The sequence below is a fragment of the Cupriavidus respiraculi genome (assembly GCF_914271545.1).
GTDB classification, from domain to species: domain Bacteria; phylum Pseudomonadota; class Gammaproteobacteria; order Burkholderiales; family Burkholderiaceae; genus Cupriavidus; species Cupriavidus respiraculi.
In genome coordinates, this window is the sequence record NZ_CAJZAH010000001.1 from 1 (window position 1) to 16,471 (window position 16,471).

Annotated in this window: 5 protein-coding genes; 2 read left to right on the forward strand and 3 right to left on the reverse strand. The window is 67.8% G+C overall.

What is annotated here, in order from left to right; all coding sequences use genetic code 11:
- The 3 genes from LDO27_RS00005 to fhuF form a co-directional block, all read right to left on the reverse strand.
- Positions 1-1,640, reverse strand: a 1,640-nt coding sequence (locus LDO27_RS00005; RefSeq protein ID WP_224038867.1) for a condensation domain-containing protein, incomplete at its 3' end; no start/stop codon positions are given.
- A 3-nt stretch (positions 1,641-1,643) separates the two neighbouring features.
- A complete protein-coding gene (locus tag LDO27_RS00010; RefSeq protein WP_224038869.1) occupies positions 1,644-11,243 on the reverse strand; it encodes a non-ribosomal peptide synthetase in 9,600 nt (3,199 codons plus the stop codon).
- 115 nt (positions 11,244-11,358) lie between these two features.
- On the reverse strand, positions 11,359-12,123 hold the full coding sequence (gene fhuF / locus LDO27_RS00015; protein ID WP_224038871.1) for a siderophore-iron reductase FhuF: 765 nt from the start codon (positions 12,121-12,123) through the stop codon (positions 11,359-11,361).
- Positions 12,124-12,487: 364 nt separating this feature from the next.
- Here fhuF and LDO27_RS00020 point away from each other — a divergent pair, with 364 nt between their 5' ends.
- A complete protein-coding gene (locus tag LDO27_RS00020; RefSeq protein ID WP_224038873.1) occupies positions 12,488-14,539 on the forward strand; it encodes a TonB-dependent siderophore receptor in 2,052 nt (683 codons plus the stop codon).
- 179 nt (positions 14,540-14,718) lie between these two features.
- Entirely contained in the window at positions 14,719-16,419 is a 1,701-nt protein-coding gene (locus LDO27_RS00025) for a cyclic peptide export ABC transporter (protein ID WP_224038875.1), read from the forward strand.
- The last annotated feature ends 52 nt before the right edge of the window (positions 16,420-16,471 follow it).

Here is a 16,471-nt window from a genome sequence, read left to right on the forward strand (position 1 = left end):
TGGGACGCCGCATCCAGCTCCGCGTAGCTCAGGGTCTTGTCTCCACACCGCACGGCCACCGCGTCGGGCTGCATCCGGGCTCGTCTAGCGATGGCCACATGCACCGGCTCGACCTCGCGGAAGCGATCATCGACGGCATTCCATTCGCGCATCTGCTGTTGTTCGCTCTCGTCGAGCAGTCCGAGCGTGCCGACCAGCGCATCGGGATTGGCCGCGATCTGCCGAAGGATGGCGACATAGTGTTTCTGTAGCCGTTCAATGGTCCCGTGATCGAACAGGTCGGCGGCATAGCCGAACACGCCTTCCAGACCCCCCGCCTCGTCCTCCTGCGTATCCAGCGCCAGATCGACCTTGGCCGCATTGGCAGTGCGCTCGACCTTCTCCAGCGCCAAGCCAGTCAACTGCCGCAGCGCGCGCAGATCCCGGCGCTGATGGTTGACCATGACCTGGAACAGCGGGTTATGCGAGAGGCTGCGCTCGGGCTGCAGGGCCTCGACCAGTTGCTCGAAGGGCAGTTCCTGATGCGCCTGTGCTTGGAGCATGGTCTCGCGCACCTGCCGCAGCAGCACGGCAAACGACAGCGTGCCGTCGATCTGCGTGCGCAGCACCTGCGTGTTGACGAAAAAGCCGACCACGCCTTCGGTCTCGACGCGGTTGCGGTTGGCGATGGGCACGCCCACGCGCAGATCGCGCTGGCCGGTGTAGCGGTAGAGCAGGACCTGGAAGGCCGTCAAGAGCACGGTGAAGAGCGTGGTGTCGGCCTGTCGGGCCGCGGCGCGCAGCTTGTCGGCCAGTGGCAGTTCCAGTGAAAACGAAACGGCGCCGCCCCGATGTGAAGGCACGGCGGGACGGGGTCGGTCGGTTGGCAGTTCGAGCACCACCGGGTCCATGCCCAACTGTTCCTTCCAGTAAGCGAGCTGGCGCTCCAGTTCGCCGGCTTCGAGCCACTGCTTCTGCCAGGCGGCATAGTCCGCGTACTGGATCGGCAGGTCGGCCAGCCGTGCCGGTGTGCCGAGCACAAAGCTCTCGTAGAGGCGGGCGAACTCGTCGACGATCACGTTCATGGACCAGCCATCGGAGATGATGTGGTGCATGGTGACGAGCAGGATATGGTCGTCGTCGGCCAGGCGCAGCAGGCGCACGCGCAGCAGCGGCCCGCGCTCCAGGTCGAAGGGGGCCTGTGCCTCGGCATCGACCAGCGACTGGACAAGGCTGTCGCGGGCAGTGGCGTCCGTGGCGGTCAGGTCGGATACCGCGATGGTGAAGGGCGCCGGCGCATGGATGCGCTGCACGGCGGCCTCGCCCTCCTGGTGGAAGGTCGTGCGCAGGCTTTCGTGGCGGGCGACCAACGCGTCGAAGGTCTGGCGCAGCGCCGCTTCGTTCAGCGTGCCGCGCAGTCGCAGCATGCCCGCGAGATGATAGGCGCTACCCTCGGGATCGAGCTTCCACAGGAACCACATGCGCTGCTGCGCCGGGGACAATGGCAATGCCGCGTCGCCGGCCCTCCAGTCGGGGGTGATCGGCAACACGGAAAACTCGACGCCCTGATCGCGCAGCCGCTGCAGGAGGAGGGTCCGCTTGGCGGGGCTCAGGCTGATGAAACGCCGGATAAGCTCGCGGCTGGCTTGCTGGTCTGTCATCAATTACGAAGCCTCAAGGTCGGCCATCAGGTCATCGAAGGTCTGCAATTGCTGCGCGGCGGCGGCTTTCTGCTCCGACGGCTTGCGCATGGCGACCCACAGTGCGAGCTGTTCGACCGTCGGCAATTCCATCGCCTCGCGCAGGGTCAGGGTGACGCCGAGGTCGGCCCGAAGCCGGGACACAAGACGGGTAAGCAGCAGGGAATGGCCACCGAGCTCGAAGAAGTTGTCGGTGATGCCCACTTTCTCGACACCGAGCACCTCCTGCCACACCTGCGCGAGCAGGGTCTCGGTGTCGTTGCGCGGCGCGACGTAGCCCTGCGTCTCCCATACCGGCTCGGGCAGTGCGCGGCGATCCAGCTTGCCGTTGCCGGTGACCGGCAGGCGCGCCAGCGTGATGCACTGCGCCGGTACCATGTAGGGCGGCAGGCAGTCTTCCAGATGACGACGGACCGCTGCGGCCGGATCGTCCTGCGGATCGGTGGGAACTACGTAAGCGACCAGTTGCTTGCCACCCGGCCCGTCATGCGGCACGACGACCGCCTCGCGCACCGCCGGATGCGCCCGCAGGCGGGCCTCGATCTCGCCCGGCTCGATGCGATAGCCACGGATCTTGACCTGATGATCCAGACGGCCGACGTACTCGATATTGCCGTCTGTGGCCCGGCGCACCAGATCGCCGGTGCGGTACATGCGGGCACCCGCGGCGAAGGGGTCGGGCAGGAAGCGCTCTGCGGTCAAGGCGGGTCTGCCGACATAGCCGCGCGCCAGCCCGAAGCCGCCGATATAGAGTTCGCCGGTGACGCCGACCGGAACGGGGTTCAGGTCGGCATCGAGTACGTACGCAGTACGGGTGCCTACGGGACGGCCGATGGGCACATACGGCGCCGTGCACTCATCCTCGGGCGAGGCGACCCATGCCAGCGGCGTGACGACGGCCTCGGTGGGACCATACCCATTGATCAGCGTGCGGGCGCCAAAGGTGCGGCGGATGCGGGCAAAGCTTTCTCGCGACATCGCCTCGCCACCGAAGGACAACAGGCGCATCGAGATCGAGCCCGGTGTGGCGGCTTCCGCCAGTCGCTGCAGATAGGCGGGCGGGAAGCCCGCGTTGGTGACACCGTGCTGGCGGAAGGCGTCCAGCGTCTGCTCGGCGCTCCACAGTTCGTCGTCACGCAGCACGACTTGCGCGCCGGCGATCAGGGGCACGAGCCAGCGCTCGTGGGCGCCGTCGAAGTTGAAGGAGAGGAAGTGCAGCTCACGGTCGTCCGGGGTCATGCCGTACTGCACGGCGGTTGCGTGGCAGTGCATGGCCAAGGGGCCGTGTTCGACAGCGACGCCCTTGGGGGTACCGGTGGAGCCGGAGGTGTAGATCAGGTAGGCGAGTTGATGGGGGCTGACCGAAGGCAGTGTTCCGTCCTCTTCACCAGCATCCTCCATTAGCACCGTCGGCAAACCGCTTGGGATGCGGTCGACCAGATCACCGGTCGTCAGGATCATGGACACGCGGGCATCGTCGAGCAGGTAAGCGATGCGATGCGAGGGAAGCTCCGGATCCAGTGGCAAGTAGGCGGCGCCAGCCTTCAATACGGCGAGCAGGCGAACGAGCAGTTCGGGCGACCGGTCCAGCGCTACGCCAACAACCGTCTCCGGTCCAACGCCAGCGTTATGCAGGGCGAGAGCGAGACGATGCGAAGCCGCATCCAGCTCCGCGTAGCTCATGATCTTGTTCCCACACCGTACCGCCACCGCATCGGGTTGCATCCGGGCTCGTCTCGCGATGGCCACATGCACCGGGTCCGCATGGCGGAAGCGGGCATCCGCGGCATTCCAGTCGCGCAACTGATGTTGCTCGACCCCATCGAGCAGCGTTAGCGTGCCGACCAGCGCGTCGGGACCGGTGGCAATCCGTTCGAGGATGGCGACGTAGTGCCGCTGCATGCGTTCGATGGTTTCGGCATCGAAGAGGTCCGCGGCATAGCTGCACACGATCTCTAGCGTCTCGCCGGCGGAGACGACCAGCGTCAGCGGATAGTTGGTGGTGGCGGCATGGTCGACCTCGCCCAGTTGCAATCCGTGCTGGTTGCGTTCACGCAGGGCCGCGTCGACCGGATAGTTCTCGAACACGAGGATGCTGTCGAACAGCGCCTGCCCGCCAAGGCCGGCCCAGCGCTGGATGTCGAACAGTGGCACGTGTTCGTGCTCGCGCAGCGCGATGTTCTCGGCTTGCAGCGCTTGCAGCCAGCTGCCGATGGACTGCTCCGCAGACGGCGCCTGGATCACCGGCAGCGTGTTGATGAACAGCCCCAGCATGGTGTCGGCGCCGGGCAGGGCGGCGGGACGACCCGAGACGGTGGCACCGAAGGCGACGGCGCGCTGGCCGGTATAGCGCTGCAGGACGACGATCCACGCCGCCTGGAGCAGCGTGTTCAGCGTCAGGTGCTGTTGCTGCGCGCAGCGCTGCAACGTAGCGAGCGCGGCGGCATCGAGGCTCGTGCGGCGCACCGCGTGGCCCTTGGCGGGATGGCGCACCGGGATGGCATCGGCCAGCCGCGTGGGCATCTCCAGCACTTGCAGGCGCTGGCGCCAGAAGGCTTCGCTGGCGCTGGCGTCCTGCTGCTGCAGCCACGCGATATGGTCGCGATAGCGGCCCGGCGAGGCGGGCGGCGTCTGGCCGTGATAGCGCTGCAGGACTTCGCCGATCAGGCAGGCAGTGCTCCAGCCGTCGAGCAGCAGATGGTGGCTGGTCCAGATCATGCGGTAGCGCTGGGGTTCGGTACGCACCAGGCGCACGCGCATCAGCGGGGCGGTGTCCAGGGCAAAGGGCCGCTGGCGTTCGTTGAGGGCGATGGCATCAACGCTTGATTCGATAGCATCTTCGATGCACACCGGCGACGGCACATGGCGGTGCACCGCTTGCAGCGCCTGTCCGTCGAGCTGGATAAAGCTGGTGCGCAGAATCTCGTGACGGGCGACGGCCTCGTCCCAGGCGCGCTGGAAGCGCGGGGCGTCCAGGCCATCGAGCGTGATGGCAAGCTGGTTCACGTAGATGCCGGCTTCCGGGGTGTAGAGGGTGTGGAACAGCATCCCCTGCTGCATGGGGGTCAGGGGATAGAGGTCGTCGATCTGCGCGTGATCGAGCGGCAGCCGATCCAGTTGGGCCTGCGTCAGCGCGGCCAGCGGCACGTCGGAGGGCGTCAGCGCACCGGCCGGCGCTTGCAGGCAGTGGTCGATGGTGGCGTCCAGTGCTGCCTCGCAAGCGCGCACCAGCGCGGCGACGGTGTCGCGGTCATAGCGGGCGGTGCTGAAGGCGAAGTCCAGTTCGAGCGCGCCGGCCGCGACCTGGCCGTTGACGGTGATCCAGTTGCCAAGCGGCGCGTCGGGACTGCGCGGCGCGCCGTGCGGCTCGGAGGCGCGCGCGAACAGCGCGTCGTCGCCGAAGCCCTGGTCGAACTGGCCGAGGTAGTTGAAGGTGAGGCGGGGCAGATCCAGTGCAGCGAGTTCGTGCCGCACGGCCTCCGGTCCGAGGTAACGCAGCACGCCGTAGCCGAGACCGTTGGCCGGGATGGCGCGCAGCGCTTCCTTGACTTGGCGGATCGACTGCGCCGGATCGTGCAGCACCGGCAGCGCCACGGGAAACACGGTGGTGAACCAGCCGACGGTGCGGGACAGGTCGGTGGACTCGGACAAGGCTTCGCGGCCGTGGCCCTCGAGCAGGATGCCGGCGCGGTCGGTGCCGGCCCACTGGCCCAACGCTTGCGAGAGGGCGCTCAGCAGCAGGTCGTTGATCTGCGTGCGATAGGCGGCGTGGGCCTGGGTGAGCAGCAGACGGGTGCGCTCGGGGGAGAGGCGAAGGGTCAGGGTGTCGGCGTCGGCGATGCGGTCTTGATGCGGCTGCCGGTCGCAGGGCAAGGTGGGCGCCTGCTGGGCGAGCCAGTAGCCGACATGCTTCAACACGGCGTCTTGCCGTGCATACGCTATCAAGGCTCGGGCCCATGCCTGATAAGAGGTTGTACGAGCGGGCAGCACGATCGCTTGGTTATGTGCTGCCTGCGCATACGCGGCCTGCAAGTCTTCGAGCAGGATGCGCCAGGAGACGCCGTCGACCGCGAGATGGTGGATGGCAAGGAACAGGCGCTCGGTGCCATCTGGCAGCCGCAGGTGCAGCGCACGCAGGAGCGGCCCGCTGTCCAGGCGCAGGCTCTGTTGGGCGCGGCAGCACGCGTCGGTCAACTCGGCGGTATCGGCGACGGATTGCTGCCACAGCAGATCGGCCGGCACTGCGTCGGCATAGTGCTGCTTCCATTGGCCATCCACTTGGGTGAAGGACAGGCGCAGCGCGTCGTGGTGTGCGACTACCGCGTGCAAGGCCCTGTCCAGCACGGACGTATCCAAGGGTTTCACCGGCCGCAGCAACGCCGACTGGTTCCAGTGGTGCCGGTTCGGGATGGCCGATTCGAAGAAGGCCGTCTGTACCGGCAGCAGCGGAACGTCGCCACGCGGCACGGCTTGCGTCACGGATGGGCTCTTGACCGCCGTAGCGACCTGCGCCAGCGCCTGCACGCTTTGATGCAGGAACAGGTCCTTGGGCGTGAAGCGCAGCCCGGCACGCCGCGCGCGGCTGACGGCCTGAATGGACAGGATCGAATCGCCGCCGAGCTCGAAGAAGTTGTCGGTGATGCCGACCTTCTCGACGCCGAGCACGTCTTGCCAGACCTGCGCGAGCAAGGCTTCGGTGTCGTTGCGCGGGGCGACGTAGCCCTGCGTCTCCCATACGGGCTCGGGCAGTGCGCGGCGGTCGAGCTTGCCGTTAGGCGTGACCGGCAGGCGGTCCATCGGCACGATTTGCGCCGGGACCATGTGGTCGGGGAGGTGGGCTTTTAGCGCGGCCTTGAGCGTGGCGGGGTCGGTGTCCGTCAGCACGCAGTACGCGACCAGCTTCTCATCGCGAACTAGCACGGCGGCATCGACCACCCCGGCTTGTGTGCGCAGCATGTGCGCGATCTCGTTGAGCTCCACGCGGTAGCCACGAATCTTGACCTGCTCGTCGGCACGGCCAAGATAGTGGATGCGGCCTTGGCGGTCTTCCTTCACGCGGTCGCCGGTGCGGTACATGCGGGCACCCGAAACAAAGGGATCGGGCAGGAAGCGTTCGGCTGTGAGTCCCGGCCTGTTCAGATAGCCGCGCGCCACCTGCGGTCCACCAATGTACAGTTCACCCGCGACGCCTGCGGGAACGGGGTTCAGGTCGGCGTCCAGCACGTAGACGTGCGAGCCGGGAAGCGGCTTGCCGGTCGGCACGGGGCCGTCCTCGACTTCTACCGCGTGGTGCGTCAGCACGCCGACCGTGGTCTCGGTGGGGCCATAGTGGTTGAACAGCTGGCAATCCGGCCTCAGCGTACGAATCGTCTGCGCCAGATCGGCGGAAGTCGCCTCACCGCCAAGAATCAATGCCGCATGCGGCAGCACATCCGCCGGCTTACCGGCCTGGAGCAGGGCACGTAGATGGCTGGGCACGATCTTGAGGACGCCGACGCCATGACGCGCCATGTAGGCGGCGAAGCGGTCGGGATCGAACGCGTGATCGTGCGGCAGCAGGTGAAGCGTCCGACCGCTGTACAGAGCGCCGAACAGCACGGTATGCCCGAGGTCGGCGGCCGTGGTGGACACCATGGCCATCGAGGCGTCGGCAGGCAGGTTCAGTCGTTGCAGCACGCCGCAGACATAGTGTGCAAGTGCGCCGTGTCTGACGACGACACCCTTGGGCGTGCCGGTCGAGCCGGAGGTGTAGATCAGGTAGGCCGCCTGGTCGGGAACGACGGTTACGGCAGGCGCGAGATCCACAGGCGCCAGCCCATCCGGATCGATCGATTCGACACCTTCCAACCTCCCGACGACAACGCCCGCCCCCGCATCCTCCAGCAACTGCCGCAGCCGTTCCACCGGCTGACCCGGATCGAGCGGCACGCAGACCGCACCGGCCTTCAATATGCCAAGCCAACCGATGGGAAAGGCGAACGAACGCTCCACGCACAGCCCCACCGTGGACTCCACACCAACGCCTCGCGCCACCAGCGCCTGCGCCACGGCATTCGCCAGCCGGTCCACCTGCAACCGCGTCAGCGTGGCGTCCCCAACTTGCAGCGCAACGGTGCAAGGATCCTCTGCAACGTTACGCCGCCACGCGGTCACGACATCCACCGCTTCCGCAGACGCCTCCGCAATCAGGCGTCCGTCAGTTCCGCACGGCAATGCCAGCGCCCCTACAACGCCCTGCGGGTCGTTGGCGACCTGTTCGAGGATGGCGACGTAATGGCCTTGCAACCGCTGGACGGTCTCGCGCTCGAAGAGGTCCGTGGCATAGGAAAACCTGGCGCTGATCGTCGTCTGCTGGTCGCTCACGTCCAGCGCAAGGTCGAAGCGCGTTACATCCCCTTCGATCTGCTCCGCCTCGACGGCGTGGCCAGCGAGCCGGGCCGGCGCGGCAATCGCCAGCGCCTGATTGAACTTGACCTGGAACAGTGGGTTGTGCGCGAGATTCCGGTCAGGCTGGAGTGCGTCGACCACCAGCTCGAACGGGACGTCCTGGTTGGCCTGGGCCTCCAGCACCGCCTCGCGTACGCGCGTCAGGACCGTCGCAAAGGGCAACGTGCCATCGATTTCCGTGCGCAGCACCTGCGTGTTGACGAAGAAGCCAACCAGCCCTTCGGTATCGACATGGCCGCGGTTGGCCGCCGGCACGCCGACGCGCAGGTCGCGCTGCCCGGTATGGCGATGGAGCAGGACCTTGTAGGCCGCGAGCAGTACGGTGAAGAGCGTGGTATCCGCTTGCCGGGCGAGTGCGCGCAGCCGGCCCGCCAGTGCGGGGGCCACGCTGAAGTCGACGGCGCTGCCCCGACAGGAAGGCACGGCCGGGCGTGCGCGGTCGCAAGGCAGGTCCAGCACGACTGGTTCGCTGCCCAGGCTGGACTTCCAGTAGGCGAGCTGGCGTTCCAGCTCCCCGCCATCGAGACGGTCACGGTGCCACGCGGCATAGTCGGTGTACCGGATCGGCAGCGCGGGAAGCTGCACGGGATTGCCTCGTGCAAAGCCCTCATAGAGCCGCGCAAACTCGCCGATCAGTACGTTCATGGACCAACCGTCGGAGACGATGTGGTGCATGGTGATGGACAGCCATTCGCGCTCGTCCGCCACGCGGAGCCTGGCGATGCGCAAGGCAGGCGCGGCAAGCAGGTCGAACGGCTGCTCGCTCAGCGTGCGGGCACGCGAGCGGGCGAGGTATTCGGCATTGCCTTCGCCATTGCTGTCGGCGTCGCCGCTCTGCCCGGCGGCTCGCAGATCGAGTGTCGCGATGTCGCAGCGGTACGATGCCAGCACGCGCTGGCGCGGTTCCTCGTGCTGGTCCAGCGCGATGATCGTGCGCAGCGCCTCGTGCCGGGCCACGAGCGCGTCGACCGTGCGCCGCAGTGCCTCGTCGTCGAATCGCCCCTGCACTTTGAGCACGCCGGAGACGTTGTAGGCCCCGCTGTCCGGCTGCATGCACCACAGCACCCACAGGCCCCGCTGCGCCGCGGACAGCGGTGCGTCGCCGTCGCGCTGCTGGCGCGCAATCTTCGACTGCGCGGCGACGGAGCCGTCCGCGCACAGCCGATCCAGCATCGCGGCGCCGTCGCGCAGCGCAGGTTCGGCGAACAGGTCCTGCAACGCATAGCCGGCATGGAGCCGTTCCCGTATCCGCGCGACCAGTTGCACGGCCTTGACCGAGTCGCCGCCCAGCGCGAAGAAGCTGTCGCGCGGCGTCGAGGGGGCAACGCCGAGGACTTCGTGCCACAGGGCTGCCAGCCGCGCCTGCGCGGTGGTGAAGGCGGGAACGGACGATCCCGGCGGAGAGGATTCGTCGCCGGCCCGCATGCCGGCCTCGAAGGCGGCCCATACCTGCAGTTGCCCGGCGCGCCAGGCCGGCAGGCAGCGCGAGCGTTGCAGCTTGCCGCTGGTCGTCTTCGGCAGTTCGCCCGGCATCAGAAGAAGCACCAGCCCGGGCGGCTCCCCGCATGCCTGCGCCACGGTCTCGCGTATGGCGCGCTCGACCGCTTCGGGGGAACCGAACTTCAGTGCGCCGCGTGCGATCTCGGCCGCGATGCCGATGGTTTCGGCGCCTGCAACGGTGGCGGGGAAGGCCGCGACACGGCCCTTGCGGACGATGTCCACGCCAGCTTCCACCGCGATCTCGATGTCCTGCGGATACACGTTGTGCCCGCGAACGACGATCAGGTCCTTCAGGCGCCCCGCGATATAGAGCTGGCCGTCGTGGCGGAAGCCGAGGTCGCCGCTGCGCAGCCACGTGCCGTCCTCGCCGAAGACCTGCGCGGCGGCATCCGGGCGCTGCCAGTAGCCCGCCGTGACGCTGGGGCCGGAGATGCAGAGCTCGCCGATCGCGCCGTCGGCCACGGCACGACCGGTCTCGGGATCGCGAATCTCGACGCGATGGCCCGGTGCGGTATCGCCACAAGCGACCAGCCGCATGCCCTCCGCGCCGCCGATGACACGGGCGGCGGCCAGCGCGGCGTCGTCGAACGCGGTGACGGTCGCGCCGGCACCGGGCCGGCCACCGCTGACCAGCAGGGTGGCTTCGGCCAGCCCATAGCAGGGATAGAGCGCGCCGGGATCGAGTCCCGCGGCAGAGAAGCGATCCGCGAATGCCCGCAGGGTATCTGGACGGATCGGCTCGGCGCCGCAGAACGCGATGCGCCAGCTGCGCAGCGACAAGGCTTCCGCCTGCGCCGCGCGAATGCGCTCGACGCAGAGCCGGTAGGCGAAATCCGGCCCGCCGCTGATGGTGGCACCGAAGCGATCGATGGCGTCGAGCCACCGGCGCGGCCGCTGGAGGAAGTACCCCGGCGACATCAGCACCAGCGGCACGCCCATGTACAACGGATGCAGCAGGCTGCCGATCAGACCCATGTCGTGATACAGCGGCAACCAGCTGACCATGATGTCGTCCGCCGTCGTGCCGAACTGGCTGGCGATGGCATGCTGGTTCGCCACGATATTGCCGTGCGTGACCATCACGCCCTTGGGCGTCGCGGTCGAGCCCGAGGTGTATTGCAGGAAAGCCAGGTTTTCCGGGCGCACCGCCGGCGGCGCGAACGCCGATGCCGCGGCACTGTCCGGCACCTCGCCGCTTGAAAGATCCAGCGTGGACAACTGCCCGGCCGGCAGCGCCTCGGCCCAGCCGCGGGACAGCGCGGTGTCGATGACGGCCACGCGCGGCTGCGCATCCTTGGCGATGGCGTTCAGCCGGGCCAGATGCTGGGGCCGCAGGGATTCCGGCGGGAACGCGGGCACCGCCACCATGCGTGAGAGCAGGCAGCCGAGGAAGGCGCTGACGTAATGCATGCCGGTGTCCATGACGAGCATCACGCGGTCGCCGGGGCCGGCCAGCGTCGACAGCCGGCTGGCGCAGTGCGCGGCCTGCGACCAGAGCTGGCGATAGGTGCAGGCCAGCCCTTCGGGATGGTCGTCGTCGAGTACGGTCAGCGCGGTGGCGTCGGGCCGGGTGTGCGTCAGGTGCCAGAGTTGGTCGAGCAGCGTCTCGCGTGTCATTGCTGTCCTTCGGAAAAGGGTGGCGGCCCATCGGCCCCCGGGTGCGCCAGCGCATCCGCGTTGCGGTACGACAGGCCCGGGTAACAGAGGGGAGACGAACCGGCGGAGGTGGAATTTAGCGGGGGGGCGCGCCGGTTTCGCGCAGCAGCGGACAGACGCCGCAGTAGTCGTCGGCGGGCAGGCGGTACTTGAGACAGCACACGCGGCGCACGCGGTCGGTGGACGGTGCGTGCGCCCCGGCGGATGGCGGCCGGGCGGGCCGGTAGGGCGACCGGTACGGGTGAACGGCGCCGCTGTCGCCGGTCTCCCGGACCAGCCATTCGGCGATGGCGGCGCGCCGTTCGCCGTCGAGCGCCGGATGCGGTAGCAGCGCGGCGCCGACCCGGTGGGCGATCTCGGCCGCATGGCTCCACAACACCCGCGGCGAGACCTTCGACACGCCGGTGAGCGCCGCAAAGACCGGCCCGAATTGCTCGCGCGTCAGTGGCGCGAGGCACGCGTCGAGACTGTCCTGCGCCGGCCAAGCGCCGGGCCGGTCCATCGATTCCGATTCCAGATGCAGCCGCTGGATGCGGCCATCGGCAGCGAAGGCAACCTGGACCTGAGGCAGTGCAACCGGCGCCGCGCGCCGCCATACGGCCGCCGCCACCAGCACCGGGGGCAACACCAGCAGGCAATAGCGCCGCGCCCACCACGAGGCGATGGCCGGCGGATCGCCGCCGCCCAGCGTGGCGCCGTACTGGGCGAGCCGTCGCGACAGGGCATCCGGTTCCAGCAGGCGCGTTCCCGGCCAGGCATCGCGCGCCGCCGGCTGCGCCGTGACCCCCTCGCCGAAGGCGCGCAACTGGCCGGGAAAGAAGGGCGCGAGCTCGGCAATCAAGGGCTTGTCTCCGGTGCAGGACGGTCGGTGGCCGGGGCGCGGCGCATGCCGGAGCTGGGCCTGGTCCGGTAGAGACGGATAACAACGCGCTGTAGTTACCCCACCACCAAGGTATTGCTCTATAGACGCCGTCAAGCAATAATTGCGAATCATTATTATTCGCAATTGATGATCGGCCTAGCCCGCCGACGTCACCACAACGAAGAAGCAACGAAGAAGAAAGGGGAGTCTCATGCAACGGGTGTCTCACTCCAGCCGGACTGAAATCCGGCGGGCGGTACTGGTTTTGTTCGCGCTTGCGGGAAGCGCGCACGCACAGCAGCAGGGCACTGACCCGGCCACGGGGCAGTTGCCACAAGTCACGGTGCGGGCCGCTTCCGCGGAAACCGCCACCGGCCCGGTGGGCGGTTATGTGGCACGGCGCAGCGCCACGGCCACCAAGACGGATACCCCCATTGCGGAGACGCCCCAGTCGATCTCGGTGATCACCCGCGAGCAGATGGAAGATCGCGGCGTGCAGAACCTGTCGGACGCGTTCGCCTACTCGGCCGGCGTGATCGGCGACAACGTCGCGGAAGCGCGCTACGACAAGCCGGTGATCCGCGGCTTCTCCGCGCGGCAGTACATGGACGGCCTGTACGTCAACTACTACGCCAGCGGGTACCTGATGCCACGCGTGGAAACCTACGGCCTCGAACGCGTCGAGCTGCTGCGCGGCCCGAGTTCGGTGCTGTACGGCGCCAACGCGCCGGGCGGCCTGGTCAACCTCGTCAGCAAGCGGCCCACGGCCGAGACGCTGCGCGAGGTGAACCTGCAATACGGCTCGCACGATCGCAAACAGGCGAGCTTCGACCTGTCCGGCGCCGTCGACGCGAACCAGACCGTGCTGTACCGCCTGACCGGCCTGTTCCGCGACAGTGACACGCAGACGGACTACGCCAAGGACGATCGCGTCTTTATCGCGCCCTCGATCACCTTCCGCCCGTCGGCGGATACGACCTTCACGCTGCTGAGCCATTACCAGCACGACAAGCAGGGCACCGCCATCAACTTCCTGCCGCGCGAAGGCACCATCATCCCGACGGTCGGCGGGCGCAAGATATCCTCGTCGTTCTTCACCGGCGAGCCGGCGTTCAACAACTTCGATCGCGAGGAAATGGCGATCGGCTACGCCTTCGAGCATCGCTTCAACGACACCTTCAAGGTGCGCCAGAACGTGCGCTACATGCACAGCAACCTGGCGTACAACGGCGTCTATGCGGTTGGCTGGGCCTCGCCGGCCATGACGCAGCTGCGGCGCGGCTCGCTCGATTCGAGCGGCAAGCTCGATACCATCGGCATCGACACGCAGTTGCAGTCGGACTTCGCCACCGGTCCGGTTCGGCACACGCTGCTGGTGGGCATCGACTACCAGCACGGCGACTTCGACGACCGCCAGGGCTTCGGCACCGTGGGCGCCGGCCTGGGGCTGATCGACCCGTTCAATCCGGTCTATGGCTCCAGCATCAACCCGATCACCTCGTACACCAATGTCGAGCAGTCGCAGCGGCAGCTTGGCGTGTACTTCCAGGACCAGATGAAGCTGACGGACCGCCTGACCTTCGTGGTCGGCGGCCGGCAGGACTGGGCCGACTCGAACACCACGTCCACACGCATCACGCCCACGGCGCAGACCCCGACGCGCACGCGAACCGACCAGGAAGACTTCACCTATCGCCTGGGCCTGCTGTACCAGGCGCCGCTGGGCATCACGCCCTACATCAGCTATTCGACCTCGTTCCAGCCGCAGGCCGGTACCGACGCGGGCGGTTCGCCGTTCAAGCCCACCACGGGCAAGCAGACCGAGATCGGCGTCAAGTACCAGCCGGTGGGCCTGAACAGCTTCATCACTGCGGCGGTCTACGACCTGCGCCAGCAAAACGTGCTGACGCGCGATCCGGTGCGGCCCACGTTCCAGATCCAGACCGGCGAGCAGCGCTCGCGCGGCTTCGAGCTGGAAGGCACGCTGGACTTCGAGAACGGCCTGAAGGCCATCGGCTCGTACACGCTGATGGACATGGAAGTGACCAAGAGCAACGGTCCCGACCTGAACAAGACGCCAACCAACCGTCCGCGCCACGTCGCATCGCTGTGGGTCGACTACACGTTGCGGGCCGGCGTCGCGAAGGGGCTCGGCCTGGGGGCGGGCGCCCGCTATATCGGCTCGAGCTGGGGCGACAGCACGAACACCTTCAAGGTGCCGTCCGTGTGGCTGGCCGACGCGGCCATCCACTACACCTTCGATCGCCACTGGCGTTTCGCCCTGACCGCAAGCAACCTGTTCGACAAGGAGTACATCGGCCAGTGCGGCAGCGCGACCACCTGCTACTACGGCTATCGCCGCAACGTGCTGGGGACCGTGTCGTATCGCTATTGACTTGCCGGCGGCGGGATCGACCGCCGCCGGCCCTTGTTCCCGTGATCCAGTCCGGAGCGCGGCGTATCGACGGATACGCCGCGTTTTTTGTTTTGGGGCCACCGCGCGGCGCGCTGGCCTAATTCGCGCGCGGCGTCGTTCGTCACCTGTCTGAACCCATCCATGTGAGAGCCAACGCCGTGACCGCCATTCCTTCCCTGCGCAGCGTGCTGTTCGAGGCCTCGGGCCGGCTGCTGGCCAGCGCGACTGTGGCCAGCCTCGCCGGTGGGGCCGCCTCCGTGGCGCTGATCGCCACCATCAATCGCGCGTTGTCCGCGACCCCGGCCGAGCTGGGCGGGCTGGGACTGCGCTTCGCCGCGCTGGCCGTGGCGGTGCTGCTGTGCCGCACCGCGGCGCTGATGCTGTTCGTGCGGCTCAATCAGACCGTGCTGGCTCGCCTGCGCGAGCATATCGGCGCGCGCCTGCTCGGCGCGCCGTACCCGGACCTTGAACGCATCGGCGCGAGCCGCGGGCTGGCGCTGCTGGGCGACGATACCAACCACGTGGCGACGCTGCTGGTCGCCATGCCGTTCATCGTGATGAACGGCACCATCGTGCTCGGCTGTCTGGGATACCTCGCCTACCTGTCGTGGGAAGTGTTCCTGTTCGCGCTGGTGGCCGTGACGGCCGGTTCGTTCTGCTACCAGGCCAGCCGCAAACGCTCGCAGCGCTATCTGCGCGAGGCGGGCAAGTGGCAGGACGTACTGGTGTCGCACTTCGGCGCCATCTTCGCGGGCGCCAAGGAACTCAAGCTCAATCGCGCGCGGCGCCACGGCTTTGCGAACGGGCCGCTTGCCGAGGCGATCGGCGCGGTGCGGCACAACCGCACCGCGGGCCTGTCGCTGCTGTATCTGTCGCTGACCATCGGCAGCACGCTGTTCTTCGCCGTGATCGGCGTGATCCTGTTCCTCGTTCATCGCCCGCTCGGCGCCGATGCCGGGGTCGCCAGCGGCTATACGCTGGTGTTCCTGTACATGATGGCGCCGCTGGAGGGGCTGCTGAACAGCCTGCCGCACCTGAGCATGGCGCGCGTTGCCTATCAGCGGATCATCGAGACCACGGGCACGTTGCCGGAAGAGGAGCCCGATGCGGGGCTTGCCGGACAGGCGGACGAGGGGGCACAGCCCTCGCCGGTACCTTCCTTTCGCGAACTGTCGCTGCACCAGGTCAGCCATCGGTATTTCCGCGAGCAGGAGGAGGGGGCCTTTACGTTGGGGCCGCTGGACCTGGCGCTGCGCGCCGGTGAGATCGTCTTCCTGGTCGGCGGCAACGGCACGGGCAAGACCACGCTTGCCAAGCTGTTGGTGGGACTGTACGACCCGGAGGCCGGGACGGTTGCCGTCGACGGCGAAACGCTCTCCGGCATGGCGGGCCGCGAGCGCCACCGGCAACTGTGTACCGCGGTGTTCAGCGACTTCCATCTGTTCGACAGCCTGATCGGGCTGTCCGGCGCGACGCTGGACGACCGGGCCAACCGGCTGATCCAGCGTCTGCAACTGCAGCACAAGGTCACGGTAAGCAACGGCGTGTTCTCCACGCTCGCGCTCTCGCAAGGGCAGCGCAAACGTCTCGCGCTCGTCGCCGCCTGCCTGGAGGAGCGCCCGGTGATCGTGCTCGACGAATGGGCGGCGGACCAGGACCCCGCATTCAAGACCATCTTCTATCGCGAGATCCTTCCCGAGCTGCGCGCGCAGGGCAAGGCGGTGCTGGTCATCTCGCATGACGACCGCTATTTCGAGTGCGGCGACCGGGTGCTCGCGCTGGAGAACGGGCAACTGCGCGAGCGCGACGATATCGCGCCCGCCGATACCTCAACCGAGGTCCGGCAGCGTGCCGCATAGGGCTGAAGTCAGCGGTTGGTGTCCTTTAGGTAACGTGCGCGACGAAATGAGT

Bases quoted from the DNA above. Each gene is read 5' to 3' on its own strand.
- LDO27_RS00010 (WP_224038869.1), bottom strand. From the start codon at position 11,243: ATGACACGCGAGACGCTGCTCGACCAACTCTGGCACCTGACGCACACC.